Origin of the sequence: Nocardia grenadensis (assembly GCF_050942415.1) — a bacterium.
Classification (GTDB): domain Bacteria; phylum Actinomycetota; class Actinomycetes; order Mycobacteriales; family Mycobacteriaceae; genus Nocardia; species Nocardia grenadensis.
Genome location: NZ_CP192054.1, coordinates 5,385,220 through 5,410,019 on the forward strand (window position 1 = coordinate 5,385,220; position 24,800 = coordinate 5,410,019).

The following is a 24,800-nucleotide window of genomic DNA, read 5'->3' on the forward strand; positions in this document are numbered from 1 at the left end:
CACCCGCGGCCGGAGTCTTGCGTTCGCCGAGCGATATCCAGCGGCGGCACGGGGTGCATTCGGCCTTGTCAGCGATCCGATGGTTAACGTTATGAACGGTTCGGGTAACAAGCGCGATTCCTGTGCGATGTGTTCATACAACATCAAACCAGGAGGTTCGACAATGCTCTCTGCGAAGCGACTTGCGGCCGGTGCCGTTGTGGCCGGCGCGACCGCGGCCACCGTGCTCGCCGGTGGTGGCGTGGCCCGGGCCGACGTACCGGTGGGGCAGGCGAACTGTCACGTCTACAACGTTTTCAATACCGGCGGGATGGCCAATTGCGAGCTGCCGACCTGGCACCAGGTGAAACTCACCTGCGTCGCGTGGCCGGTTCCGTTCACCTACTGGAAGTACGGCCCGGTGCAGTACGGGCAGAACCAGTCCTGGGCCAGTTGCGACTCGTTCAACGCACTGACGAGGATCGAGGTCATCCAGGCCTGAAACACAGAACGGCCCGCGGCACCCACTCTCCCGAGCACGCCGCCCCCCGCTGCCGCAGCGAACGCTTTGAACCTACGACCGCTCCCACCGATTCTCCCGATGGAGATCAGTAGGGGCCGGGACAGCAGCGGGCGCCCGCTCAGCAATTATCGCGCAAGCGAGTGGCACCGACCCGGCCTACCCGCCCGGGTAGGCCGCGTAGATATCACCACCGAACAATTTTCGGTAGAAGGCGTTCATCCGCGCGGCGGCAGGTGCGTGGCGGGTCAGGATCGAGGCCACCACCGGCGACACGTCGTCCGGGATGTGGCCGGCGGCGCATCGAAGTACGTACTCGTTACGGGCGGCAGGGCCACCGTCGGCCGCCGATATCCCACAGACATCGCTCACCAACCAGTTGACCAGTCGCATTGCGGCGTAGCAGGCGTCATGAGTGGCATGGCTTTCGGCGAAGTCACGTTCGGCCGGCGACAGCTCGAAACGCGGCGAGGTAGCAAGTCCGAAATCGGTGAGATAGATCCGCTGCCCGTCGGTGCGCATGTTGCCGAAGTGGCCGTCCATGTGCAGTAGCTGACGATCACGCAGGAATGTCACGATCTCCGAGAATTGCTGTTCGACCGTGGCGGCCTTGCCTTCCGGGTGCTCGCGCAGCCAGTCCGGCAACGGCCGCGGGATGTATTCGCAGAACAGCACGAGGCTCGACGCTGCGGCGGCCAGTGCTTCGAGACGCGCACGCACAGCCGGGCACCCGTCATAGGCGGCGACCACAGAATCTACGTCCGCGTGTTCGGCGGCGATCGGCGAGCGGCCCGATCGGCGAGTCGACGAGCGAGTAACCGATGGTCTGCGGTCGGGTCGCCTGCTGCTTCGCGTATGCCGCGCGGTGGCGCCAGAATTGGCGGGTTTCCTCGGTCCATCCGCGTTCGGCCGCCGTCAGCCCTTCCGTTGTCAGCCCGGGCGGTGCCTCGGCGAACAGGGTGTGGATGCCGAGAACGTGCGCCGGGAACCTGCCGCCGAGAACCGTGGGTGATATTCCCGCCCCAATCGCCACCGTGGGCTGCGAACCTGCGGTAGCCGAGCCTTGCCATGAGTTCGACCCAGGCAGCCGCGATCTTTTCGGTTCCCCATCCGGTGGTGGCCGGCTTGTCGCTGTAGCCGAAGCCCGGCAGAGAGGGCGCAACGACGTGAAATGCCGGTGTGGCCGCATCTCTCGGATCTGCCAACTCGTCTATTACATCGACGAACTCGGCGATGCTGCCCGGCCAGCCGGGCGTCAGGATCAGCGGCGTGGCATGCGCCCGAGCGGATCGGCGGTGCAGGAAATGGATTCCCAGATCGTCGATGGTCGTACGGGACTTTCCACGCTCGAGTGGGCTGTCCGGCTTCCGCGGCTCGGTCTGTGACCGGATCTCCGTGAACACATCCTCGTCGATGGCGTCGAATAACTCCCGGCGTAGCCGCAGCTTCACGCCCTCCTCCATCGCCGCCCGTACTACCGCCGCCTTGGTCTTCACCCCGTATACCCGCATCGCCTGCTCGACGATCTCCTCGTCCAGATCAATGACAGTCCTGGCCATCGGTCATCCCTCCAGCCGATTCGAGCACATCGACCGGCGCAGCTCAGCGGTGATACAGCGCGTGGAGCAACACCCTCACTCGCGACGGTTCCGGTTCCACAGCTGGTGCGTCAGACCGCTGGATGTACTGATGGACTCGACGCTGAATCGCTCTTCCAGGCCGGTGAGGTGATCCCAGATCCGCACACCGGCACCGAGCACGATCGGAATGATCGACACGTGCAGAAAATCGATGAGATCGGCCTGGAGGAACTCGCTCACGGTGGACGGCCCACCACCGATCCGGACGTCCAACCCGCCGGCTGCCTCTTGGGCCAAGCGAAGCGCCTCCTGCGGTGCGGCATCCACGAAGTGGAAACTGGTGCCGTTGTCGAACTCGATCGCTTCGCGCGGGTAATGGGTCAGCACGAAGACCGGAGTGTGGAAGGGCGGCGCATCTCCCCACCATCCCGTCCAGCCGTCGTCCGGCCATTCGCCCGCCTGCGGGCCGAACTTGCGACGACCCATGATCTCCGCCCCGATGCCTTGGCCCCACATGCTGAACATGGCACGGTCGACGGTCACCGGTTCGTCGATTCCGTGAATGCCGTGGATGACGCGGCCATCGAACTTGCCGAAGAGCGCCTGAGCTCCGCCGATCGGCGCCTCGAATGTCACATGATCACCGGCGGCATACCCATCCGAGGAGACGAAGAGGTTGTGCACTCGCGTACGGGGCATAACGGACTCCAATGCACGTAGTTGCAAAATGCAATCAGCGGCATCGTATAGTAGGGCGATCGTCAACTGCAACCACTTCGGCGGGCCGGTTGGCGAGAGGTCCGCCCCGATCAGGGTGCGCAATCGATGCGGCGATCGAGGTGCTGGGCGACTCCCAGAACCTCCTCGTGCTTCGCGCATCGTTTTCGCCGGTCGCCGGCACTTCCGCAAGCTCCTCAGGCAGCCGCGCAGCAGGGGCAACATCGCGGTGGTGACACGGATGACGCCGATCACGTTGGTTTCCACCACAGCTCGCACGGTCGTAGCGCACTGACCGAACCGGCCGGGGGCGGTACAGCCGAAACGGCGAGCCCCCACCCGGATAGGGGCTCACCAGAGTCTCCACCAGCAGCGCTACAAACGCGGCCCTACTTCTTCGCAGAGGCTGAGCAGCTACACGTTGAAGCGGAACTCGACCACGTCGCCGTCGGCCATGACGTAGTCCTTGCCCTCCATCCGGACCTTGCCCGCCGCCTTCGCCGCTGCCATGGACCCTGCCTCGACCAAGTCGTCGAAGGCCACCACTTCGGCCTTGATGAAGCCGCGCTCGAAATCGGTGTGGATGACACCGGCCGCCTTCGGCGCGGTGTCGCCCTGGTGGATCGTCCACGCCCGGGACTCTTTCGGGCCGGCGGTGAGGTAGGTCTGCAGGCCGAGGGTGTGGAACCCGGCCCGGGCCAGTGCGTGCAGGCCGGGTTCGGCCTGGCCGATGGATTCCAGGAGTTCGGTGGCGGATTCCTCGTCGAGTTCGAGGAGCTCGGATTCGACCTTGGCGTCCAGGAACACCGAATCGGCCGGGGCCACGGAGGCTTTCAGTTCGGCGACCCTGGCTTCGTCGCTGAGCACCGACTCGTCGGCGTTGAAGACATACAGGAACGGCTTCGTGGTGAGCAGGGACAGTTCCCTGAGCAGCTCCCCGTCGACCTCTTTCGCGGCCGCGAACAGCGTGCGGCCGCTGTTGAGGATCTCCTGGGCCTGCTTGGCGGCGTCGGCGTAGGGCTTGCGGTCCTTTTTGACCTTGGCTTCCTTCTCCAGGCGGACGACGGCCTTCTCGAGGGTCTGCAGGTCGGCGAGGATCAGTTCGGTTTCGATGACTTCGATATCGGAGGCCGGGTTCACCTGGCCGTCGACGTGCACCACATCGTCGTCGGCGAAGACGCGGACGACCTGACAGATGGCGTCGGCTTCGCGGATGTTGGCGAGGAATTTGTTGCCGAGGCCGGCACCCTCGGAGGCGCCCTTCACGATGCCGGCGATATCGACGAAGGAGACCGTCGCGGGGACAGTGCGGGCCGAGTCGAAGATTTCGGCGAGCTTGTCCAGGCGGGGATCGGGCAGCGGAACCACACCGACATTGGGCTCGATGGTCGCGAACGGGTAGTTCGCGGCGAGCACGTCGTTGCGGGTCAGCGCATTGAACAGCGTCGATTTTCCGACGTTGGGCAGGCCGACGATTCCGAGGGTGAGACTCACGAGGACAGCAGTCTACGCGGGTGAGTGCCGCGGGTGACGGTCGGCCGGGGCGTGCGCGCGGGCGCCGGCACGGAGGGCGGCGGAGAAGGCGGCGAACTTCAGGTGGTCGCCGGGCTGCCAGGTGATGTCGAGGAGTTCGGTGGCCCGTTCGTGCTGGACGGCGCGGAGGGCGAAGTATGTCGGCAGGTCGGCGTACCGTGAGTCCATGAAGCCGACCTCGCAGGTGGTGACGGCCTACCCGGCCCCCGCACTGGCCGCCTTCATCGACCGGTACATCGGATATCGGATGACCGGATACGAGGCGGGTCTGCACCGCGGGCTGCCCTCACGACATATGACGTTCATCGTCGCCATCGGACCCGACATCGATGTGATCAGCCAGACCGATGCCCGCCAATCACCGGACGACTACCGCTGCGTGCTCAGCGGACTCCAGGACGGTCCGGCGATGATCGCGCACGACGGCACCCAGGAGGGGGTGGCCATCAAGCTCACCCCGCTGGGCAGCCGGGCCCTGTTCGGGCTGCCCGCGGCGGAACTGTGGAGTACCTCGATCGAGTTCGCCGACCTCATCGGCGCGCCGGGACGGCAACTGTGGGAGGAACTCCAGGAGCAGCCGGGCTGGCCGCAGCGGTTCGCGGCGTGCGACCGCGTGCTCACCCGGCTGCTGGTCCCCGAACGGTCGGTGGGGCCGGAACTGAGCTGGGCGTGGCGGGCGGTGACGGGGTCGCACGGGACGATGGGTGTGGAACCGCTCGCCGAACGGGTCGGGTGGAGCCGCCAGTACCTCACCAAACGTTTCACGAGCGAGTTCGGATTGAGCCCGAAGGTGGCCGGGCGGGTGGCTCGATTCGAGCGGGCCAAACAGATGCTGCTGCACACGCCGGCGTTCGTCTCCATCGCCCAGGTCGCCGCCACCTGCGGCTACTACGACCAGCCGCATCTCAACCGGGAGTTCGCCCGGCTGGCCGGATGCAGCCCCACGCAGTGGCTGGCCGAGGAGATTCCATCCGTCCAAGCCCCGGAGATCACCGGCGGGCCAGGCTGAAACCATGACCGCAACCGAGAAAACCACCACGACCACCACACCCGCACCCGCCGTCTGGCCGTGCCTGGCCTTCACCGATGCCCGCGGCACCGCGGACTTCCTGGTCCGGGCGTTCGGCTTCGAGCTGACGGCCATGTACGCCCGCGAAGGGGACCCGTCGGTAATCGAACACGCCGAAATGCGCTGGCCGGAAGGCGGCGGGATCATGTTCGGCACCGCGAACAAGGGCGGTGGACTGCCGGAGCGGCGCGTACCGGGTACCGAATCGATCTACGTGGTCTGCGCCGACCCGGACGCGCTGTACGAGCGGGCCACCGCGGCCGGTGCGGAAACCGTCGCCGGGTTGAAGGACGAGGACTACGGGTCGCGCGGGTTCACGGTCGCCGACCCGGAGGGCAACTACTGGAGCTTCGGGACCTATCGAGGGCAGTGAACCGCGTCGCTGCGCCGGATCGGGACCGGCACATGGTTCGCTGTTCCCGGTGGCCGCGGCGGTGTCGAGCCCTGCCGCGGCGCCTCTTCGAAGCGGGCCACGCGATCGGGGCTTGACCTTCAGGTCGCTCGAAGCCCGATGATGGGCGCGTGCCCGAATCCGACCTGATCACCATCGGCGCGTTCGCCCGCTCGTGCGGTATCACGGCCAGCGCGCTGCGCTTCTACGACGACTCCGGCCTGCTCGCACCGGCCGGGGTCGACGCGACCACCGGATACCGCTATTACGCACCCGCCCAGGTCGAGCGCGCGGTGACCATCCGCCGCCTGCGCGCCATCGAAATGCCGCTGAACGAGATCGCCCGCGTGCTCGCCAGCGACCCGCATACCGCGGCCGGGCTCATCGACGACCATGTGGCGGGGTTGCTTCAACGGACCCGGCGGGCACGGCGGACCGCCGAAGTGGTCAAAGCCGCGCTCGGCGAACCCTCCGGCTGGTGGGTGGCGACGGTACGGGGGCCGGTGCTGGCGGCGGCGGTCGAGCAGATACTCGCCGCCACCGGCACCGACCCCGAGCTGCCGGTGCTGGCCGGGGTGCGGCTCGAGGCGACGCCTGAATCGCTCACCCTCACCGCCACCGACCGCTACCGGCTCTCCACCCGCACGCTGGTTCCCGAACAGCCCGGATCCGCCGAATGGGCCGCCACGGTCGACGGCGCCGACCTGAGCGCGGCACTGCCGGAGATCCGCAATGCCCACTCCATCGATATAGAAGCCGGTGAACACAGCGTCCGGTTCCGCTCCACCGACGGCGTCGTACGCAGCTGCCGGACGCTGGCCGAGCCGTTTCCCGACCACCGCGGGCTGCTGGCCGCGCTGCCGGCGGCGCCCACCCACGCCGTGGTCGCCAAACACGACCTGCTGCGCGCGCTGGAACAGCAGCGCGACCGCTACCTGCGAGTGCGGACCGCGGCTGGCACCTTCACCGTCTCGGGCCCCGGAGGCGAGCCCTCGGCCGAACTGTCCGCATGGGTCACCGGCCCCGACAGCGAACTCGTATTCGGGTTCACCATCCTGCACCCGGCCGTCGCCACCGCCATCGGACCCGATGTGCGCCTGGATATCGGCGGACGCACCGACCCGATGGTCGTCCGGTCCGCGGACAACGGCGACCTCACCACCCTGGCCATGCCGGCCGACCCCGCAGTTGCCGACGAGAACGGAACCCCGAGATGACCACCACCGACCAACTCTCCTCCGATGCCACCATGAACGCGATCACCGCGGCTGTCACACTCGGCCGGTCCGGGGACGCTGCCGCCGCCCGGGAGCGTCTCCTCCAGCTGTGGCGCGGTATCGGCGTCACCGGCGACCCGCTGCACCGCTGCACCCTCGCGCACTACCTGGCCGATCTCTACGACGATCCCGCCCAAGCGCTGGCCTGGGATATTCGCGCCCTCGACGCGGCCGACGCCCTCTCGGACGACAGGGTGCAGCGACACCACGCGAATTTGCAGGTCGCGGGGTTCTATCCGTCGCTGCACCTGAACCTGGCCGACAATTATCGCTGCCTCGGATCGTGGGACGCCGCCGCAGAACGGCTCGCGGCCGCACGCGAACGGCTGGACGCCCTTCCCGACGACGCCTACGGCGCGATGATTCGCGCCGCGCTCGACGAGGTGGCCGACGCGGTCACCCGACGGTCCACCGAGCGACGACCGAGTGCACCGAGCCCGGCTTCCTGACACCGCTCCCCGTGGCCACTGCCCGGCCCGGCCGACGCCGAACGGCCGGGCCGCCGTGATCACTGCGCGGTGAGCGCGGCGAAGTCGGGTGCGTAGACGGTCGTCCAGTGCGGGCGCAGCCGGAAGAACACCACGTCGTTGTCCCAGTCGAACGCGTCGACGCCGTAGAAATCCTGGAAGTAGGCGAGCAGTTCCGGCCACTCGGCATCCGGTTCGCCACTCACCGGGTTCAAGATCTCGGCGGTACCGTGCGTGAACACACCCAATCCCTCACCGCGCATATGCGCGACGCTCGCGGCCGGGCGGGCGGTGAGGTGACGGGCCTTGGCGGCAGTGCGCGCGGTGCCGAAGTACCACCGGCCGTGCAGGAAGTGCCCGTCGACTCCGCTCACCCGCGGTTCGCCCTTGGCGGTCACCGTGGACAGCGTGAGCAGGCACATACCGGTGAGAACCGAGGTGAGCTGCGCAGCGGTCAGGGTGCGGTCCGTGGCGATGATCGAGCGGAGATGACCTGTGGCACCCGAGAGAGAGGTGTCGAGCAGGGTCTGCAGTGCGGCCAGTTCTTCGGGGGTTTCGCGCATTGCCCCACTGTATGTGCGCCGGGCCGCGTTCCGGTTGACCGAAATTGCTGCATATACCGGGCTGTTGTCGTTCGGCCGGAGAGGGGGCTACTGGAGGTCATCGGGCAGTAACCTGAAGGCCGCGTACCCGGTCAGCGGTCGCAGCAGCCGGAAATCGCGGCGGTCCAGAGTGAGCACCGCATCGGTATCGAACGCCTCCGCGAGACATACGCACATCGCGTCGACCAGATCGAGGTTCATCGCCGCGTAGTGTCCACGGATCTCGACAGCCGTACGGATCGCCCTGGCGTCGACCTCCGGCACGACGATACGACCCGCGGCTATGCGATCGACTATCAGCCGCAGAATTCCGTCGGCTACGCGGCGCTCGGCTCGGATACTCGCCACGTGGTGTACCTCTGTCAGCGCGAGCGGACTCACGACGAGAGCGCCGGCGGAATCAGCAGCGCGGCGGGCCGCGAAGTGTTCAGGGTCGGAACGGTTGAAGAGAGCCAGGAGTCCGGAAGTATCCGCGACGACTATCACGCCGACCGGTTCATGGCATCGTGGATCTCGTCTTTACCGATCGGCCCGCCGAGGTCGAAGGTCTCCTCGTCGGTCAGAAGAGGCGTATCCCACCGGCGGTGGCGCAACAGATAGGCGCGTACGGCGTCCCGGGTTATCTCGTTCTTCGACCGTCCCTCGGCATCGGCCTGCGCGTTGAGCGCCTGCTCTTCGTCATCGGGTAAGCGCATTGTCCAGGCCATACCGCGATGATACCAAGCTAGATACCATTCAGGATCCCGTTAGCTACCCGAGTACGAGAGAGAGGAACGTTCCGCTCGCCGCACCACAACGACCGTTCACCGCAACCGCCGAAGCGCCGAACGGCCATCGGTTACGTTCGTGTGGCCGGCATGTTCCAGCTCGCTGTACAGGAGTTGCCCGATGGGGACTATCGAATATCTCAAGACCGACCCCGACCTACCACCCGTGGGTGTGGTCGACCGGTCCCCGATCACGCCCGCGAAGAAGGCGATCTTCGCGGCCATCGCGGTACTCGGCGCCGTGGCCTGGACGATCCTCGCGATCGCACGGGGTGAATCCGTGAACGCCGTGTGGATCGTGATCGCGGCGGTGTGTACCTACATCGTCGCCTACCGCTTCTATGCGCGGCTCATCGAATACAAGGTCGTCAGACCCCGAGACGACCTGGCGACTCCGGCCGAGATCCTGGACAACGGCAAAGACTTCATGCCGATGGACCGCCGGGTTCTCTTCGGGCATCATTTCGCGGCCATCGCGGGGGCGGGGCCACTGGTCGGGCCGGTGCTGGCGGCGCAGATGGGGTACCTGCCGGGCACCATCTGGATCATCGTCGGCGTCGTGTTCGCCGGCGCGGTGCAGGACTACCTGGTGCTGTGGGTGTCGATGAAACGGCGCGGGCGCAGTCTCGGGCAGATGGCGCGCGACGAACTCGGGGTCATCGGCGGTGTGGCCGCCATCATCGGCGTCCTGGTGATCATGATGATCCTGCTCGCGGTGCTGGCACTGGTGGTGGTGAACGCGCTGGCGCACAGCCCATGGGGTGTCTTCTCCATCGCGATGACCATCCCGATCGCCCTCTTCATGGGCGTGTACCTGCGGTATCTGCGACCGGGCCGGGTCGGTGAGATCTCGGCGATCGGTTTCGTCCTGCTGATCCTGGCGATCGTCGCGGGTGGCTGGGTCTCGCACAACGACACCTGGGCCGGCTGGTTCACCTTCCATCCCGTCACCATCTCGTGGATGCTGATCGGCTACGGTTTCGTCGCCTCCGTGCTGCCGGTATGGCTGCTGCTGGCCCCGCGCGACTATCTGTCGACCTTCATGAAGATCGGCACCATCGGCCTGCTCGGGGTCGGCATCCTGGTGACCTTGCCGGTGCTGAAGGCGCCCGCGGTCTCGGAGTTCGCCACCTCGGGCACCGGTCCCGCCTTCGCGGGCAGCCTGTTCCCATTCCTGTTCATCACCATCGCCTGCGGTGCGCTGTCCGGTTTCCACGCGCTGGTGTCCTCGGGTACCACGCCGAAACTGCTGGAGAAGGAATCGCATGCCAAGGTGATCGGCTACGGCGGCATGCTGATGGAATCGTTCGTGGCGGTGATGGCGATCATCACGGCGTCGATCATCGACCAGCATCTGTACTTCGCCATGAACGCCCCGGCCGGCGCGACCGGCGGCACCGCGGAAACCGCCGCGGCCTACACGAACGGCCTGGGCCTCTCCGGTCCGCCGACGACCGGCGCCGAACTGAGCCAGGCCGCGGCCGATGTGGGTGAGGAATCGGTGATCTCCCGCACCGGCGGCGCCCCGACTCTGGCCATCGGTATCTCCGAAGTGTTCGCCGGGTTCCTCGGCGGCGCCGGGATGAAGTCGTTCTGGTACCACTTCGCGATCATGTTCGAGGCGCTGTTCATCCTGACCACCATCGACGCGGGCACCCGCGTGGCGCGGTTCATGCTGTCCGATTCACTGGGCAACCTGCGCGGCCCGGCGCGTAAGTTCGCCGATCCGTCGTGGCGGGTGGGCGCGTGGGTGTGCTCGGCGGTCGTGGTGGCAGCCTGGGGATCGATCCTGCTGATGGGTGTGACGGATCCGCTGGGCGGGATCAACGCGCTGTTCCCGCTGTTCGGTATCGCGAACCAACTGCTGGCCGCGATCGCGCTGGTGGTGGTGCTGACGATCCTGGTGAAGAAGGGCCTGACGAAATGGGCCTGGATTCCCGGTATCGCCCTGGCCTGGGACCTCATCGTCACCATGACCGCGTCCTGGCAGAAGATCTTCTCGGCCGATCCGAAGGTGGGCTACTGGAAACAGAACAGCATCTGCCGGACCGCCCGCGACGCCGGCGAGCTGTGCCTGACGGCGAAAACACCCGGTGACGTGGATGCAATCATCCGCAATACGTTCATCCAGGGTGTGCTGTCCATCGTTTTCGCGGTGCTGGTGCTGATCGTGGTGCTGGCGGCGGCCCGGGTCTGCTACCGCACCGTGAGATCGGGCGATACCTCGACCACCGAATCGCCGGAGGAACCGTCGAAGATCTTCGCGCCCAGTGGCTTCCTGGTCACCGCGGCGGAGAAGGAGGTCCAGCGGCAGTGGGACGAGCGGATCGCGCAGGGCGAGCCCGCGGTGCCGGGAGCGGCACACGCGGAGGTGCGGAGTTGACCGGGCGGCTCGCGGCGGTGCCGGGCGTGCGCGCCGGGACCGGGCGTGCCGAGCGATCCGAGCCACGCGGGGTGCCCGCGACGCAGGCCCGCGGGGTACGGGCGTTCGCCCGCGGGGCGCGGGCGGTGTTCCGGTACCTGGACTCCGTCGTCGGTGGGCAGGACTACCAGCGCTACCTCGCGCATATGCGGAGGGCGCATCCCGATCGCCCGGTGCTGAGTGAGCGGGACTACTGGCGGGAGCGGTACGCCGACGCGGAACGCAACCCGGGCGCGCGCTGCTGCTGAGCAGGACCGCGCGAGTTACGGCGGGGCCGGTGAGCCGGTCTCACCGTAGCGTCCGCACGGCCTGTGTCGCATCGGACGAACAATGCGGCCACCGTATCCTGGGGTGCACCATGATGAGAGATGATGTTCGCGTTGAATTCACCGGGGAACACATCTGCCAGGCCGATGGATTCCCGGACCGAATTCGGTGACCGTGCGAACCTCATCCAGTTCCCCGGTTCTCGTCCTCCGTCCGTCGGTAGCCCAGAGGTGGGGCTTGCCCGGAGTGTTCGCCGTGCTGTGGGGGCTGGTTCTCTGCTTCGTCTGGGTACCCGAACGGTCGAGGAGCCTGCTCCAGGTCGTCTTGCTCTGTGTGATCATCACAGTCGTGATCCCCGCTTGGTCGCTCAACCGAGCGCGGGTGGTGCTCGATCCGGACGAGATCGGGCACGCGAAAGTACGGCTGCTGGGCAAGGTGCGGCGTTGGCCCCGATCCGAGGTCGGGATGGTGGTGCGTGCGAATCTCATGGGCCCGCCGTCGCCTTTCACGACCACATCGGCCGTGCACAACGTATTCGTACTCGACACCCGGGGGAAACTGCTCATCAGGGCAAAAGCCACCATCTACACCCGGCACGACCTGGACCGGCTGGTGACCGAGCTCGGTGTCCGCGTTCGTAGCGCACACCGCGAGGTGACAGCCGAGAAGTTCGCCTCGATCTACCCTGGTCTCGTGTGGTGGTTCGAGCGCAGGATCATCCTCGTGCTGGTCATAGTCACCACGACGCCGATAGCCGCAACTCTGTTGTTCTGCGCGCTTGTGGCGTGGGATGTGATCCGGCTCTGATCGGCGAATGACCGGGGACCGGCTGCCGATGCACGTTGCTGCCACTCATTCGGTGAGCGACGCCGGCCGCGTGCACCGAGCGCCGGCCGAAGTCCAGGACCTGTGTCGGCGCGGCCTCGGTGCCGAGGCGATGCATGGTGGTTTCCACTCGGCGGCAATGTCTGTTTTCCGCTAGCTCGGAGCTTCCCGAGCTGACATCGTGTGTGGGGTGAGCATCACGGCCCTGGATTTCGAACGCTGCTATCGCGCGGTTTCGGCCCGCGACTCCCGTTTCGACGGGCAGTTCTACACCGCCGTGCGCACCACTGGAATCTATTGCCGGCCGTCCTGCCCGGCGATCACTCCGAAGCGCACCAATGTGACCTTTTTGCCGACCGCGGCCGCGGCCCAGCAGGCGGGCTACCGCGCCTGCCGCCGCTGCCTGCCCGATGCCGCGCCCGGGTCGCCCCTCTGGAACACCCGCGCGGATCTGGCCGCCCGGGCCATGCGGCTCATCGGAGACGGCGTGGTGGAACGCGGCGGGGTCCCCGCGCTGGCCTCGGCGCTCGGCTATTCGCAGCGTCAGCTCACCCGGGTGCTCACCACCGAACTCGGTGCGGGCCCGCTGGCCCTGGCACGCGCTCACCGGGCGCATACCGCGCGACTGCTGATCCAGACCACCGCCATGCCCATGTCGGATATCGCCTTCGCCGCCGGTTTCGCCAGCATCCGGCAGTTCAACGACACCGTGCGCGAGGTCTTCGCGGTCAGTCCCAGCACCATGCGCACCGAAGCGCAGCGCACTCGCGACCGCACCGGCCCGGCCGCCAACGGCACGCTGTCCCTGCGCCTGCCCTACCGGGCACCGCTGGACCGCGACTGGCTGAACTGGTTCCTGTCCGCCCATGTGGCACCGGGCCTGGAACTCTGGCAGACCACGTCCGGCGGCGGAAACAACTACCTGCGCACCCTCCGCACGCCGCACGGTTACGCCGGCGTCCGGCTCGCGGTCCTGCCCGGGCATGTTCAGGCGGAACTGACCCTGCGCGATATGCGCGATCTCGCGCCCGCGGTGGCCCGGGTCCGGCATCTGCTCGACCTCGACGCCGATCCGGTGGCCATCGACGAGGCGCTCACCCGGGCGCGTGAGGGCACCGGGGCACCGCACGACGATCCGAACACTCGTTTCGCTCCCGGGATCCGGGTACCGGGATGTGTGGACGGGCCGGAATTGCTGCTGCGCACCATGATCGGTCAGCAGATCTCGGTGGCGGCGGCCAATACGCATACGGCCCGGCTGGTCGCCGCCCTCGGCGAACCGGTGGACGGGCCGGTCGGCCGGTTGTTCCCGGCGCCGGAGGTGATCGCCGAACGCGGCGCCGAAGTACTGACCGGCCCCGCCCAGCGGATCCGTTCCATCACCGCCGCGGCGGCGGCGCTCGCTTCCGGCGACCTGGTCCTGCACCAGGGCCGTACGGCCGCCGACCTGCGACGCGATCTGCTCGCGCTCGACGGGGTCGGACCGTGGACCGCCGACTACGTCACCATGCGGCTACTCGCCGACCCCGACATCATGCTGCACACCGACCTCGTCATCCGCCGCGGCGCCGTCCGCCGCGGTATCGACCTGACCGATACGACCCGGTGGTCGCCCTGGCGTTCCTATCTCTGCATGCACCTGTGGCGCACCGAACTGCGCAGCCGGGCCGAATCACGGGAAGCCGCCGCACCCGGCACCGAAACCGACGCGAAAGTGAGTACCGACTGATGTCCACCGCCACCCTGCCCGCCTCGGCCACCACCGCGACCGCCGACGTCGCCACCGTCGACACCCCGCTCGGCCCGTTCACCACGATCGTGGCCGCCGACGGCGCGGTCCTGGCGTCCGGATGGACCGCCGCGCCCGAAGAACTCCGCACACTGATCCACCCCGGCCTGCGCCCTTCCCACCTGCGCGCCCGCTCTGAACTGGGTGCGGTGACCGACGCTGTCACGGCCTACCACCGCGGCGACACGGCCGCGATCGATCCCGTCCCCGTGCGTCAGCGCTCGGGCGAATTCCTCCAGCACGCGTGGGAGGTGCTGCGCACGGTGCCCGCGGGACGGCCGATCACCTACACCGCGTTCGCCGCGCGCTCCGGCCGACCGGCCGCCACCCGCGCCGCGGCCAGCGCCTGTGCCCGCAACGCGGCCGCCCTGTTTGTGCCCTGCCACCGGATCGTGCGCACCGACGGCACCCTCGGGGGTTTCCGCTGGGGTCTGGACATCAAGCGACAGCTGCTCGATCTCGAGAGTTGACTCCCCCCACGCCTGAAGGCCGAGGACTCCCGCAGTCATCTGCGGGGTCCGCTTCCTCCCCCGACCGAAGCCGAGGGCTTCCTCGGAGCCATCAGGTGAATCCGCGCGGTCAGGCGATGGTGGCGTGCAACCGGGAACCGTTGCGGCCGCGCACCACGTGCAGGCGGCTGGGTATACGCTGCCGCATCTCGTCGACGTGACTTACCAGCCCCACCACCCGGCCCCCGGCGCGTAGTTCGTCGAGAACGCCCATCACCGCGTCGAGGGTGTCCGCGTCCAGGCTGCCGAAACCTTCGTCGATGAACAGGGTGTCGAGGATGATCCCGCCCGCCTCGGCCGCGACGGTATCGGCCAGCCCCAGCGCGAGCGCCAGTGACGCCATGAAGGTCTCCCCACCGGAAAGCGTGCGAGCGGGCCGGATGGCGCCGGTGTAGTCGTCGCGGATATCCAACCCGAGCCCGCCGCGCCGGCCGTGGGTTCCGGCCCGGTCGGTGTGCACGAATTCGTACCGGCCGCCCGACATCCGGCGCAACCGGGCCGACCCGGCCACCGCGACCTCCTCGAGCCGGGCCGCCAGCACATAGGAGCGCAGCGACATCCGCCGGTTGTTCGCGCCGCGGCCCGCGACCACCTCCGCCAGCTCGGCCAGTTCCTGATGAGCCCGCTGCGCAGGGGCGATCAGATCCACGGCCGCCCACAGCTGCCCGCACAGGGTTTCCAGGCGGGTGACCCGGTGCACGGCGGCGGAATGGGCCGCGACCGCCTCGTCCAGCGCGGCCCGGGCGGTCCGCACGGCCGCTTCGAGCGCTTCGGGATCACCGGGCGCGGTGCCGGCGGCGGCCCGTATCTCCGGTTCGTCCACTACGGCTTGCGCGGCGGCCCGTATCTCCTCCGCCGCGGCCAGGGCAGCGCTCAGTGTGTCCTGCCGCTGCGGAGAGCGGGTCGCGGCGCCGATCAGGGGCGAGTAGATCCGCAGCGTCGCCGACATCTCCGCCGAGCCGGCTGCCGGCACCCGGCCCCAGGCGCCCGCATTATCGGCCGCGGGATCCGGCGCGGCGCCGGCGGCACTCGTGGGCGGGGCCAGGCCCGCCGATCCGGCCAGTCGTTCGACCCGCAGCACACAGGTGGCCGCCCGTTCCCATGCCGCGCGGACCGCGGCATGGGTGTCCCGCCGGTCGCCCGCGGCGGCGATCAGCGCGTGCAGGCGCTCCCGGCGACGAGCGATGGTCCGGTCCCGTCCGGCGGCCGTACGCAGCTTCTCATCGATTTCGGCGAGCCGGGTCTGCGCGGACTCGATCCGCGCCGCGACTGCTCCCGCCCGGGTCTCGGTATCGCGCAGGGCATCGTGCAACCCACTCTCATCACTACGCAGGCGGGTGAGTTCGGCGGTGCACGCATCGGCCGATTCGGCCAGTTCCTCCGCGTCCCCGCACTTCTCGGTGGCTTCGCGCAGATCGGCCGCGAGTTGTACGCGGTCGGTATCGCCGCCGCGGGCCAGCAGTGCCTCGATCTCCCGCTCCACCTCGGCCAGCGCCGCCCGCGCGCGTTCGCGTGCCACGTCGGCGGTACGTTCGGCGGCGGCCGCCGTCGCCTCGTCCTCGGTCGATACGGCGCCGGCCGCCGGCCGCGCCGGCCGGGGATGCTCGGCCGAACCGCACACCGCGCACGCCTGCCCGTCGACCAGGCGCCCGGCGAGTTCCGCCGCCATTCCGGCCAGCCGGCGTTCCCGCAGGTCCAAAACGTGTTCACGGGCCTCCAGGTGCCGGGCGCGCACCGTATCGAGATCCACCCGGGCCCGGTCGAGCGAGGTGCGCGCCCGAACCAGATCCACCGCCGCGGTCGCGGCCTCCTGCAAGCGCCGGAGTTCGGTCCGCAGACCGGGCAGCGTGGCTTTCGCCTCGTCGGCTTCCCGCGCCCGCGCCTGCGCGGCGGCGATGGCCTCGGGGAGCCGGGTCCGGCGTTCGGTGAGTGCGGCCGAACGCTCGCCGAGTTCGGCCGCCGCGGCATGGAGTTCGGCCAGTTCCCCGCGCAAAGTGTCGGCCGTGGCCGCGTCGGCGCGGATCTCGCCGAGTTTGCCCAGGAGCGCACTCCATCCGCGGATCGCGGTATCGAGGCCGAGGTCCTCGTCATAGCCGGCTCGATCGTCCATTCGGTCCGGCTCGTCGGCACCGGTCTCGCCGAAGCTCTGCCGAGACGCACCGGGAGCTACGTCGAACAGTGCGAATTCGTCCTCCGCCGAGGGGCCCTCGACCGCGAAATCCTCCGCGGGCAGCTCGTCCCCGGTTCGCCCGGCGGTCGGGTCCGGCACCAGACGGATACCCGGGATATCCGCACCGCCGGGTTCCGCGGCCAGCCGGGCCAGGTTCTCGGCCGCGGTCGCGGATTCCTCCTCCCGGCTGCGCGCCGCGCGGACCGCCGCCTCGGCCTCGGCCAGCGCCGCGGCCACCGGTTCGGCGCGGCGCGCACGATCCAGTTCGCCACGGTCCGCGGCGCGCGCCCGGGCGTCGGCGGCGTACTGCTCGAGCTGCTGCCGGGCCAGTGCCAGCCGGCGCCGCTGTTCGGCCGCCCGCCGCTCCTGTTCGGCCTGTTCGTCGGCGCGCGCCGACTCCACACGCCGTTCATCGAGTTCGTGCTGCGCTTTCTCCACCTCGCCGCGTGCCGCGGCCAGCAGATCCTGCGACCACTCGACCGCGTCCAGAATGTCGATCCGCTCGGTGCGGTCGATCCCGGCCGTTACCGCGACCCGGGTGATCAGGTCCTCCACATTGCGCTGCTGGGCGCCGATCTGCTCCCCCGACGATTTGCGCTGGGCAGTGAGCCACTGTTCGGCCGACCCGAAACGTCCGGTGTCGAAAAGTTTCTCGAGCAGTCGTTCGCGATCCTCGTTCTCCGCGCGCAGGAACTTCGCGAAATCTCCCTGCGGCAGCAGCACCACCTGGAAGAACTGATCGGCGCTCATCCCGAGCAACCGCACGATCTCGTCGCCGATCTCGTTGATCCGCGAGAGGTTGGTGCCCTGTCCGTCCAGCCAGGCCAGCGTGGCCTTGGCGTTCTCCACCCGGGTCCCGCTACCGCGCAGCTTCGGCCGCTCGAACTCCGGTTGCCGGGTGAGCCGGAGTCGCCGGCCGCCCAGCGTGGCCTCGAGCACCACCTCCGGGCGGGTGTGCGCGGGCGCGTGGTCGGAGTGCAGTCGTTTGTCCCCCCGCGGCCCCGGCACCCGCCCGTACAGGGCGTAGGCGATGGCGTCGAGCACCGTGGTCTTCCCGGCGCCCGTCTGCCCGTGCAGTAGGAAGAGGCCATCCGCGCCCAGTTCGTCGAAATCGACGGACGCCGTCTCGGCGAAGGGACCGAAGGCCGTCATCTCCAGCCGGTGCAGTCTCATGCGGTGAGTTCCGTATCGGCCGCCGGTGATGCGCCGAGATCGTCGCGGACCACCTCTGTCTCCCGGACCGCAGCGGCCATGGCTCGGGTCAGCCAATCCATTTCCGAGGTGTTCGGCTCGCCGCGCACATCGGTGAGGAAGGTGTGGGCGATATCGGTATCGGCGCGGCCGCGCACCCGCTCCCGGTAACGCAGGGCCAAATCGCCCCGGGGCCGTTCCCATTCCACGTGCACCGCGTACGGGAAACGCTCACGCAATCGGCGCATGGCGTCCACCGGGCGGGCGTAGTCGGTGAGCGATACCGAGACGTAGTGCTGCTCGGCCGTTTCCCACGCGGGGTCGGTCAGCAGGTCCTCCAGAGTCCCGGTGAGCCGGCTCAGCCCGCGGACCAGCGGCAATTCCAGACCGCGCACCCGGGCGGGGCCGGTATCACCGAGGTCCACCAGCCACGCCTTCTTGCGGTGCGTGCTCTCCCCGAACGAATACGGAAGCGGCGAGCCCGAATAGCGCACCGTTTCGGCGAGGGTCTGCGGCGAATGCAGATGCCCGAGCGCGACATAGTCGAAACCCGGCTCGGTGAACATCCCCAGCGGCACCGTCTCCACTCCGCCCACCGAGATCGACCGCTCCGAGCCCGTCGCCGCACCGCCCACCACGAAGGCGTGCGCCAGCAGTACCGTCCGGGTGTCCGGCCGCTGCGCGATATCCACCCGGATCCGTTCCAGTACCGCCGCGAGCACCTCGGCATGCGACCGGGCCCGCGGCACGCCGAGCTCGCCGCGGCATATCTCCGGCTCCAGATAGGGGATGCCGTAGAAGGCGACCGCACCGTGCTCGTCGGACAGCAGCACCGGCTGTGCCGAATCCGCCACCGTGGTGCGCAGATACAGCCCGCCGGCCGCCGCGAAACCGGCGCCCGCCCCGAGCCGCGTCGGCGAATCGTGGTTACCGGAGGTGACCACGATTCGCGCCCCGGCCGCCCGGATGGCCTCGAACCCCCTGTTGCAGACCGCGATCGCGTCCGCGCTGGGGATGGAGCGATCGTAGACGTCGCCGGAAAGCACGACGGTGTCCACCTCTTCGGCGGCCACGAGCTCGGCGATCGCTTCGAGTACCCGCGACTGGTCGGCCAGCAGGTCCACGCCGTGAAAGGTGCGACCGATATGCCAGTCCGACGTATGCAGGATTCGCATGACGGCGAATTTAGGGCACCGCACCGACAGCTTCAATGCCGGCACCGATACCCGGGACGCCACACCGGCAACACGCCGAGACCCGTACCGCCCCTGGCCCGGCGGACCCGTGACCACCAAGGACAGTGTCTCCATTGCGCCATCGTGTTGCGCGCCACCCATATCCCTTGACGGAATGTGTACCGCCGCCGACCACCGTTTCCGCACAATCGGGGAGCCGGACCCGCCGTGCCGTAACACAGCCGACCCTTCCGGACGATAGTGTTCAATACGTGGCTGCTTCCCAACGAGTGAATTCCCGGGTGCCCGCGCCGCAACGTTCGTTATTGCCGACGGTGCCGGGTGTCCCGGCTTATGCCGCGGTTCTCATCGCTGCGGTCTGCACCTTCCTGGGTTTCCTCATCGATGCCCTCGGCGACGTCACGGACCTGACCGGCACCTTCAGCGCGTTCTACATCCTCGGATGTCTGGCGGCGGTGGCGGCGGTGCGGTTCCGCGGCCTGTTCACCACCATGGTGTTACCGCCGCTATTGCTGTTCGTGGCCGTACCGATCGCATACCGTCAGCTCACCGGGACCGGCACCGCCTCCCTCAAGGACATCCTGCTGAACCTGGCGATCCCGCTGGTGCACCGTTTCCCGCCGATGATGCTGGCCACCGTCCTGGTGCTGATCATCGCCGGGATCCGGATCGCGCAGTTCCGCTCGGAGAACGCGGCCCGCGAGACCGCCGCCGCCCGGCGCGGCACGAGCTGGGGCCGTAGCGAACGGCGCGCGACCCGCGGCGAGACCAAGGAACGGGCAGAGAACCGGCCCCGCCGCGAGACCGCGAAGCGGCCGAGCCGCGGACAGGCGAAGCGTCCCGTGGGCGAAGGCAAAACGGCCCGAGGGAGCAAACCCTCGCGCGCCGAGACCCTGGCGGCACGATCCAAGGCCAACGGCCGGACCAAGGCGAAAGCGCGGCCGAAACGACCCGAGAACCCCGAGCCCGATTACACCCACGAATCGTTCGACGAGCCCCCACGCCGCGGCGGCCGGGGCCGTCCGCCCGCCGAGCCGGCCTCGCGGGGCGCCGCCCCTCGCACCCGTGAGATGCGTCAGCACCGGCCCGCCCGCCCGGCGGCACCGGTCCCGGACGAACCGGTGCGCGCGAACGCCCGCCGGGGCGAGCCGGCCCGGGCACCGCAGACCGCCCGGGTCCGCGAACCGATTCCGGAACGGCGGCGTCCCGAGCGCCGCTGAGCGCCGGGCCGTCGCCTGAGGTGAGCGCGGGTCAGCGCCGAGCGGCCCGCAGCTCCCGGGGCAGTGCGAACACGAGGGTCTCGTTCGCGGTGGTCACCGGCTGGACCTCGCCGAACCCGTGTTCGGCGAGCATGTCCAGCACTCCGCGCACCAAGATCTCGGGGACCGACGCGCCGGAGGTGATTCCGACCGTGCTCACCCCCTCGAGCCACGCCGGGTCCAACTCGCGCGCGTAGTCCACCAGATACGACGCGCGGGCCCCGGCGCCGAGGGCCACCTCCACCAGGCGCACCGAGTTCGACGAGTTGCGCGAACCCACGACGATCACCAGATCGCATTCCGGGGCCATCGCCTTCACCGCGACCTGCCGGTTCTGGGTGGCGTAGCAGATATCGTCACTGGGCGGATCCTGCAGCGCCGGGAACTTCTCCCGCAGCCGCGACACCGTCTCCATGGTCTCGTCCACGCTCAGCGTGGTCTGCGACAGCCAGATCACCTTGGACTCGTCACGTACGGTCACCTTTTCGACCGCGTCCGGACCGTCGACCAGTTGGACGTGTTCGGGGGCCTCGCCGGCGGTTCCCTCGACCTCCTCATGGCCCTCGTGGCCGATCAGCAGGATGTCGTAGTCGTCACGAGCGAAGCGTTTGGCCTCCTGATGGACCTTGGTCACCAGCGGACAGGTCGCGTCGATCGTGCGCAGGTTGCGCTCGGCGGCGGTCGCGTGCACCGCGGGCGAGACACCGTGCGCGGAGAACACCACCAGTTCCCCTTCGGGGACCTCGTCGGTGGTGTCGACGAAGATCACGCCGCGCTCGCGCAGCGTTTCCACCACGTGGCGGTTGTGCACGATCTCCTTGCGGACGTAAATCGGCGCCCCGTGCTTCTCCAGCGCCTTTTCCACGGTTTCGACGGCACGGTCCACACCCGCGCAGTATCCGCGCGGTTCGGCGAGCAGCACTCGTTTTCCTTCGGGGGCGGCGGTCGCGGCGCCGGCCGAGCGAGCGATTCCGACATTCAACGGTATTGCCGAGGACATGCCCCACAGAATACGTGCGTACCTCCGTGCCCGCCGCGCCCGTGCACCCCGCCGGCCGCGCCGCGCCCCGACCACCGGTTCGACCCGTTCACCCCGCTCACCGGCGGCCCTCGACGGCACCACGGCACCGGTCACCGGGGAACCACACCCGGAAGAGGTGTGCGGGTTCACCCACCGATCCGGCTCGGCGCCGGTTCCGGATTTCCGCGACGCATCCGCGGGAGCGTCCGCCCGCCCAACGCCCGGCATCCACCGAGACCCGCCGCGGCGTGCCGGGTACGCGCACCCTCTTTTGCGTACCCCGCTATATCGGGCAGGCTATTACCATGTTTCGACCACCGTTCCTGGCCCGCGTCGCCGCCGGAGCCGCCGTCTATGTTCTCGAGGAGACGCGACGGCTGCCCTCGGCGGCGGCGAAACTACCGCTCACCGCGGTAAGCCAATTACTGCAGACGGGAATGCACGTCCAGCAGTTCGTCACCAGTCTCGCGATCAAGGGCGATTCGGTATTCGACCGGATCATCAACCGTCCCGAGGAACAGCCCGAATGGGCCACCTTCGACGAGGACGACAACCCGCCGGTGCGCGAGTCCGGTGCCATCCGGCGCCGCCGCAACAGCAGCTTCGACCGCGTCGAACCCGATCCGGCCGAGGTCGAGCAGGCCCTGCAGGAGACCCTGGCCGGGTTGCGCGCGATCCAGAACGGCAACCCGGTGCCCGCGGCCCGCACCTTCGACGCCGAGACCACCGTCGACGCCGGTGACGCGGTCGGCGATATCGAGGTGACCGGCGCGGCCGCGGTCGACGGACCCGAATCCGCCACCACCGCCGATCCCGAGCCCGTCGCCGAACCCGAGCCGGCGCCCGCGCCCGAACTCCCCGAGGCCGGCGCCCGCTACGACTACCCGAATATGACCCTCGCCCAGCTGCGCGGACGGCTGCGCACGCTCACGGTCAACGATCTGGTCGCCCTGCTCGACTACGAACAGCGCACCCTGGATCGCGCCGCGTTCGTGACCATGCTGACCAACCGGATCGCCACCGTGCGAGCCCAGTGACCGAGGCCGATCCCGCGCCCCCGGTCGGCCGGAGCGGTTCCGGCCGGCCCGGGCAGGCATCCGCCCCCGCCAATTCCGCCGAGCAGCCGTGGCCGGTGCGCTCGGTGTCGATGAAGGTCGCCCAGTGGATCGACCGGCTCGGCAGTATCTGGGTGGAAGGCCAGCTCACCCAGATCAACCTGCGGCCCGGCACCCGCACCGCCTTCCTGGTGCTGCGCGATCCGGCCGCCGATATGTCACTGTCGGTGACCTGCGATCCGGCCCTGTTGCGCGCCTCCCCTGTCCCGCTGCAGGAAGGCAGCCGGGTGGTGGTCTACGGCAAGCTTTCCTTCTTCCCCGGCCGCGGCACCCTGTCGCTGCGCATCTCCGAGATCCGCCCGGTCGGTGTCGGCGAACTACTGGCACGGATCGAACGGTTGAAGGCCCTGCTGGATGCCGAGGGCCTGTTCGATCCGCGGCTCAAACGCCCGGTCCCCTTCCTGCCCGGCACCATCGGGCTGATCACCGGCCGCGGCAGCGCCGCCGAACACGATGTGCTGAGCGTGGCCCGGGACCGCTGGCCCGCGGTGCGGTTCGAGATCCGCAACACCGCCGTGCAGGGTCCGTCCGCGGTCCCGCAGATCCTCGACGCGCTGGCGGCCCTGGATCGCGACCCGGCGGTCGAGGTGATCGTGCTCGCCCGCGGCGGCGGCAGTGTGGAGGATCTGCTGCCGTTCTCCGACGAGACACTGTGCCGGGCCCTCGTCGCCGCGACCACCCCCATCGTGAGCGCCATCGGTCACGAACCCGATTCCCCGGTCTCCGACCTGGTCGCGGATCTGCGCGCGGCCACCCCGACCGACGCCGCCAAACGGATCGTGCCCGACGCCGCCGCCGAGACCGCGCTCGTCCGGGAACTGCGCGCGCGGTCCGCGGCGGCACTGCGCGGCTGGGTCGAACGGGAGTCGGCGGCGCTGCGGCAATTGCGGTCGCGCCCGGTCCTGGCCGATCCGCTGCGCGATCTCGGCCACCGCCACGACGAGATCGAACGCCTGCGCACCGCGACCCGCCGCTGCGTCGAGAGTCTGGTCCGCGCCGAATCGGTGACCACCGACCATCTGCGGCGTCAGCTGACCGCGGTCGGCCCGGCCGCGACCCTGGCCCGCGGCTACGCTGTGGTGCAGCGGGTGACCGGACCCGAACGGCATGTGGTGCGCGCTGTCGCCGATTCGCCCGCCGGCAGCCAGTTGCGTATCCGGGTCGGGGACGGCGCGATCTCCGCCGCCGCCCTCGGTGCCGAACGGCTCGGCGAACACGGCTCCCGCACCCGCTCCGACGACTCCGAGAGGACCTGACCGTGTCCGATACCGGCACCGACGATCTGGCCGATATCGCCGGCCTCGGCTACGAACGCGCCCGCGACGAGCTGGCGGGCGTGGTGAAAATGCTGGAGCAGGGCGGTATGGACCTCGACGACGCCCTCGCGCTCTGGGAACGCGGCGAGGCGCTCGCCAACCGGTGCGAAGAACATCTGGCCGGGGCGCGGCAGCGGATCGAGAAAGCGCTGGCCGAATCCGACGACGCGGAATGACCCGCGCCTACCCCCAGTTGGCCGGTTACGTGGTCGGGAGCGGCCGGGCGGCCACCACCGCGGCGGCCAGGGTCTCGAAGGCCTCGGTATTGCCGGCGCCCCGGATCAGCACCCGGCTGTCCCCGAAATCGGCGACCCACGCGGGCTCGGCGCCGGGCTCCTGGTAGACCACCCATTTCTGCCCGGCGATATCCCGGGTCCCGGTGGCATACCGGCTGCCTGCGATATGTCCGGCCAGGACCTCTTCGGTGGCGTCGCTCTGGTCGAGTTCCATATAGGTGCCCACACCGGTGACATAACCGATGGTGCTGACCGTGCCGCCGCCGCGTTCGGTGATGGTGTCGCGGCTCCCGGAATTCGGCCGCCAGTTCTGTGGGACGGCCGGTTCACGGATCGGGAACGACAGGTTGCGCGCGTCCGAGCGCAGCGCCGCGGCGGCGTCGAAACTCGGTATCGTGCCCTGGGTGGGACCGGTCGTGGCGAGACTGCACTGACTGGTCAGTCCGGCGAACACCACGGCGATCAGCACCAACGGGATCAACGACCAGAAAAGATCCCGGTAGTCGTTCATGATGCGTGGCTTCTTGTTCGGCACGGTCCCAGTATCCATCGTGGTAACGGCGGGACCCCGCGCCGCCCCCG

At 69.0% G+C, this 24,800-nt stretch carries 25 protein-coding genes and 2 pseudogenes; 14 read left to right on the plus strand and 13 right to left on the minus strand.

Translation table 11 applies throughout. The features are described 5' to 3' along the window. The first annotated feature begins 163 nt into the window (after positions 1 to 163). Positions 164 to 481, plus strand: coding sequence for a hypothetical protein (locus tag ACQPYS_RS24700; RefSeq protein WP_063037328.1), 318 nt, complete (start codon positions 164 to 166; stop codon positions 479 to 481). A gap of 177 nt (positions 482 to 658) precedes the next feature. Here ACQPYS_RS24700 and ACQPYS_RS24705 read toward each other — a convergent pair whose 3' ends face one another. The 6 genes and pseudogenes from ACQPYS_RS24705 to ACQPYS_RS24730 all read right to left on the minus strand — a co-directional run bounded on the left by ACQPYS_RS24705 (position 659) and on the right by ACQPYS_RS24730 (position 4,497). After that, positions 659 to 1,219 (minus strand): hypothetical protein, encoded by a 561-nt coding sequence (locus ACQPYS_RS24705; RefSeq protein ID WP_433490949.1) that lies wholly within the window; start codon positions 1,217 to 1,219, stop codon positions 659 to 661. Positions 1,220 to 1,280: 61 nt separating this feature from the next. Next, a pseudogene (locus ACQPYS_RS24710) lies at positions 1,281 to 1,902 on the minus strand (alpha/beta fold hydrolase); the annotation flags it as partial. Between the two features lie 33 nt (positions 1,903 to 1,935). Then, a pseudogene (locus tag ACQPYS_RS24715) lies at positions 1,936 to 2,058 on the minus strand (type II toxin-antitoxin system VapB family antitoxin); the annotation flags it as partial. Between the two features lie 75 nt (positions 2,059 to 2,133). Further along, positions 2,134 to 2,778: a dihydrofolate reductase family protein gene (locus ACQPYS_RS24720; protein ID WP_063037324.1), complete on the minus strand. Its 645-nt coding sequence runs from the start codon at positions 2,776 to 2,778 to the stop codon at positions 2,134 to 2,136. A 432-nt stretch (positions 2,779 to 3,210) separates the two neighbouring features. Further along, positions 3,211 to 4,290: a redox-regulated ATPase YchF gene (gene ychF, locus ACQPYS_RS24725; protein WP_063037318.1), complete on the minus strand. Its 1,080-nt coding sequence runs from the start codon at positions 4,288 to 4,290 to the stop codon at positions 3,211 to 3,213. Positions 4,291 to 4,302: 12 nt separating this feature from the next. After that, positions 4,303 to 4,497 carry a hypothetical protein gene (locus tag ACQPYS_RS24730; RefSeq protein WP_433490950.1) on the minus strand — a complete coding sequence of 65 codons (195 nt, stop codon included), beginning with the start codon at positions 4,495 to 4,497 and terminating at the stop codon, positions 4,303 to 4,305. Here ACQPYS_RS24730 and ACQPYS_RS24735 point away from each other — a divergent pair. The 4 genes from ACQPYS_RS24735 to ACQPYS_RS24750 all read left to right on the plus strand — a co-directional run bounded on the left by ACQPYS_RS24735 (position 4,496) and on the right by ACQPYS_RS24750 (position 7,515). Beyond that, a complete protein-coding gene (locus tag ACQPYS_RS24735) occupies positions 4,496 to 5,338 on the plus strand; it encodes a helix-turn-helix domain-containing protein (RefSeq protein ID WP_433490951.1) in 843 nt (280 codons plus the stop codon). The genes ACQPYS_RS24730 and ACQPYS_RS24735 overlap by 2 nt on opposite strands. A gap of 4 nt (positions 5,339 to 5,342) precedes the next feature. Continuing rightward, the gene (locus tag ACQPYS_RS24740; protein WP_063037312.1) at positions 5,343 to 5,771 is read left to right on the plus strand and encodes a VOC family protein; all 429 of its coding nucleotides are present in this window, start codon (positions 5,343 to 5,345) and stop codon (positions 5,769 to 5,771) included. A 149-nt stretch (positions 5,772 to 5,920) separates the two neighbouring features. Continuing rightward, positions 5,921 to 7,006, plus strand: a complete 1,086-nt coding sequence (locus ACQPYS_RS24745; RefSeq protein ID WP_433490952.1) for a MerR family transcriptional regulator — start codon at positions 5,921 to 5,923, stop codon at positions 7,004 to 7,006. Further along, on the plus strand, positions 7,003 to 7,515 hold the full coding sequence (locus ACQPYS_RS24750; RefSeq protein ID WP_433490953.1) for a hypothetical protein: 513 nt from the start codon (positions 7,003 to 7,005) through the stop codon (positions 7,513 to 7,515). The genes ACQPYS_RS24745 and ACQPYS_RS24750 overlap by 4 nt, the downstream gene beginning before the upstream one ends. Positions 7,516 to 7,574: 59 nt before the next feature. Here the strand turns inward: ACQPYS_RS24750 and ACQPYS_RS24755 are convergent, their stop codons facing one another. From ACQPYS_RS24755 to ACQPYS_RS24765, 3 genes are all read right to left on the minus strand, one after another. Next, a complete protein-coding gene (locus tag ACQPYS_RS24755) occupies positions 7,575 to 8,096 on the minus strand; it encodes a pyridoxamine 5'-phosphate oxidase family protein (protein ID WP_063037301.1) in 522 nt (173 codons plus the stop codon). 87 nt (positions 8,097 to 8,183) lie between these two features. Beyond that, complete coding sequence (locus ACQPYS_RS24760; RefSeq protein ID WP_433490954.1) at positions 8,184 to 8,621, minus strand: type II toxin-antitoxin system VapC family toxin; 438 nt, start codon at positions 8,619 to 8,621, stop codon at positions 8,184 to 8,186. Then, complete coding sequence (locus ACQPYS_RS24765; RefSeq protein ID WP_084481071.1) at positions 8,618 to 8,842, minus strand: ribbon-helix-helix protein, CopG family; 225 nt, start codon at positions 8,840 to 8,842, stop codon at positions 8,618 to 8,620. The genes ACQPYS_RS24760 and ACQPYS_RS24765 overlap by 4 nt, the downstream gene beginning before the upstream one ends. 181 nt (positions 8,843 to 9,023) lie before the next feature. Here ACQPYS_RS24765 and ACQPYS_RS24770 point away from each other — a divergent pair, with 181 nt between their 5' ends. From ACQPYS_RS24770 to ACQPYS_RS24790, 5 genes are all read left to right on the plus strand, one after another. After that, positions 9,024 to 11,285, plus strand: coding sequence for a carbon starvation CstA family protein (locus ACQPYS_RS24770; RefSeq protein WP_433490955.1), 2,262 nt, complete (start codon positions 9,024 to 9,026; stop codon positions 11,283 to 11,285). A 71-nt stretch (positions 11,286 to 11,356) separates the two neighbouring features. Further along, on the plus strand, positions 11,357 to 11,572 hold the full coding sequence (locus ACQPYS_RS24775; RefSeq protein WP_431941032.1) for a YbdD/YjiX family protein: 216 nt from the start codon (positions 11,357 to 11,359) through the stop codon (positions 11,570 to 11,572). Positions 11,573 to 11,828: 256 nt separating this feature from the next. After that, positions 11,829 to 12,398 carry a hypothetical protein gene (locus tag ACQPYS_RS24780; RefSeq protein ID WP_433490956.1) on the plus strand — a complete coding sequence of 190 codons (570 nt, stop codon included), beginning with the start codon at positions 11,829 to 11,831 and terminating at the stop codon, positions 12,396 to 12,398. 208 nt (positions 12,399 to 12,606) lie between these two features. Continuing rightward, positions 12,607 to 14,145 carry an Ada metal-binding domain-containing protein gene (locus ACQPYS_RS24785; RefSeq protein ID WP_433490957.1) on the plus strand — a complete coding sequence of 513 codons (1,539 nt, stop codon included), beginning with the start codon at positions 12,607 to 12,609 and terminating at the stop codon, positions 14,143 to 14,145. After that, positions 14,145 to 14,675 carry a methylated-DNA--[protein]-cysteine S-methyltransferase gene (locus tag ACQPYS_RS24790; protein WP_433490958.1) on the plus strand — a complete coding sequence of 177 codons (531 nt, stop codon included), beginning with the start codon at positions 14,145 to 14,147 and terminating at the stop codon, positions 14,673 to 14,675. Before ACQPYS_RS24785 ends, ACQPYS_RS24790 begins: the two co-directional genes overlap by 1 nt. Positions 14,676 to 14,784: 109 nt before the next feature. Here ACQPYS_RS24790 and ACQPYS_RS24795 read toward each other — a convergent pair whose 3' ends face one another. Both ACQPYS_RS24795 and ACQPYS_RS24800 read right to left on the minus strand, forming a co-directional pair. Beyond that, positions 14,785 to 18,057: an AAA family ATPase gene (locus ACQPYS_RS24795; protein WP_433490959.1), complete on the minus strand. Its 3,273-nt coding sequence runs from the start codon at positions 18,055 to 18,057 to the stop codon at positions 14,785 to 14,787. Further along, on the minus strand, positions 18,054 to 19,250 hold the full coding sequence (locus tag ACQPYS_RS24800; protein ID WP_433490960.1) for an exonuclease SbcCD subunit D: 1,197 nt from the start codon (positions 19,248 to 19,250) through the stop codon (positions 18,054 to 18,056). The genes ACQPYS_RS24795 and ACQPYS_RS24800 overlap by 4 nt, the downstream gene beginning before the upstream one ends. A gap of 272 nt (positions 19,251 to 19,522) precedes the next feature. Between ACQPYS_RS24800 and ACQPYS_RS24805 the strand changes: the two genes are divergently transcribed. Further along, positions 19,523 to 20,491 (plus strand): DUF6542 domain-containing protein, encoded by a 969-nt coding sequence (locus ACQPYS_RS24805; RefSeq protein WP_433490961.1) that lies wholly within the window; start codon positions 19,523 to 19,525, stop codon positions 20,489 to 20,491. Between the two features lie 31 nt (positions 20,492 to 20,522). On the opposite strand, the gene ACQPYS_RS24810 is transcribed toward ACQPYS_RS24805, so the two are convergent. After that, positions 20,523 to 21,530, minus strand: coding sequence for a 4-hydroxy-3-methylbut-2-enyl diphosphate reductase (locus ACQPYS_RS24810; protein ID WP_063037279.1), 1,008 nt, complete (start codon positions 21,528 to 21,530; stop codon positions 20,523 to 20,525). 326 nt (positions 21,531 to 21,856) lie between these two features. Between ACQPYS_RS24810 and ACQPYS_RS24815 the strand changes: the two genes are divergently transcribed. From ACQPYS_RS24815 to ACQPYS_RS24825, 3 genes are read left to right on the plus strand one after another with little or no spacing between them, the layout of a single operon-like run. Then, complete coding sequence (locus ACQPYS_RS24815) at positions 21,857 to 22,588, plus strand: lipid droplet-associated protein (protein WP_433490962.1); 732 nt, start codon at positions 21,857 to 21,859, stop codon at positions 22,586 to 22,588. After that, positions 22,585 to 23,922, plus strand: coding sequence for an exodeoxyribonuclease VII large subunit (gene xseA / locus ACQPYS_RS24820; RefSeq protein WP_063037275.1), 1,338 nt, complete (start codon positions 22,585 to 22,587; stop codon positions 23,920 to 23,922). The genes ACQPYS_RS24815 and xseA overlap by 4 nt, the downstream gene beginning before the upstream one ends. Before the next feature lie 2 nt (positions 23,923 to 23,924). Continuing rightward, positions 23,925 to 24,158: an exodeoxyribonuclease VII small subunit gene (locus ACQPYS_RS24825; RefSeq protein WP_030522151.1), complete on the plus strand. Its 234-nt coding sequence runs from the start codon at positions 23,925 to 23,927 to the stop codon at positions 24,156 to 24,158. A 25-nt stretch (positions 24,159 to 24,183) separates the two neighbouring features. Here the strand turns inward: ACQPYS_RS24825 and ACQPYS_RS24830 are convergent, their stop codons facing one another. Further along, positions 24,184 to 24,753 carry a DUF4245 domain-containing protein gene (locus ACQPYS_RS24830; protein ID WP_431940970.1) on the minus strand — a complete coding sequence of 190 codons (570 nt, stop codon included), beginning with the start codon at positions 24,751 to 24,753 and terminating at the stop codon, positions 24,184 to 24,186. Positions 24,754 to 24,800 lie beyond the last annotated feature (47 nt).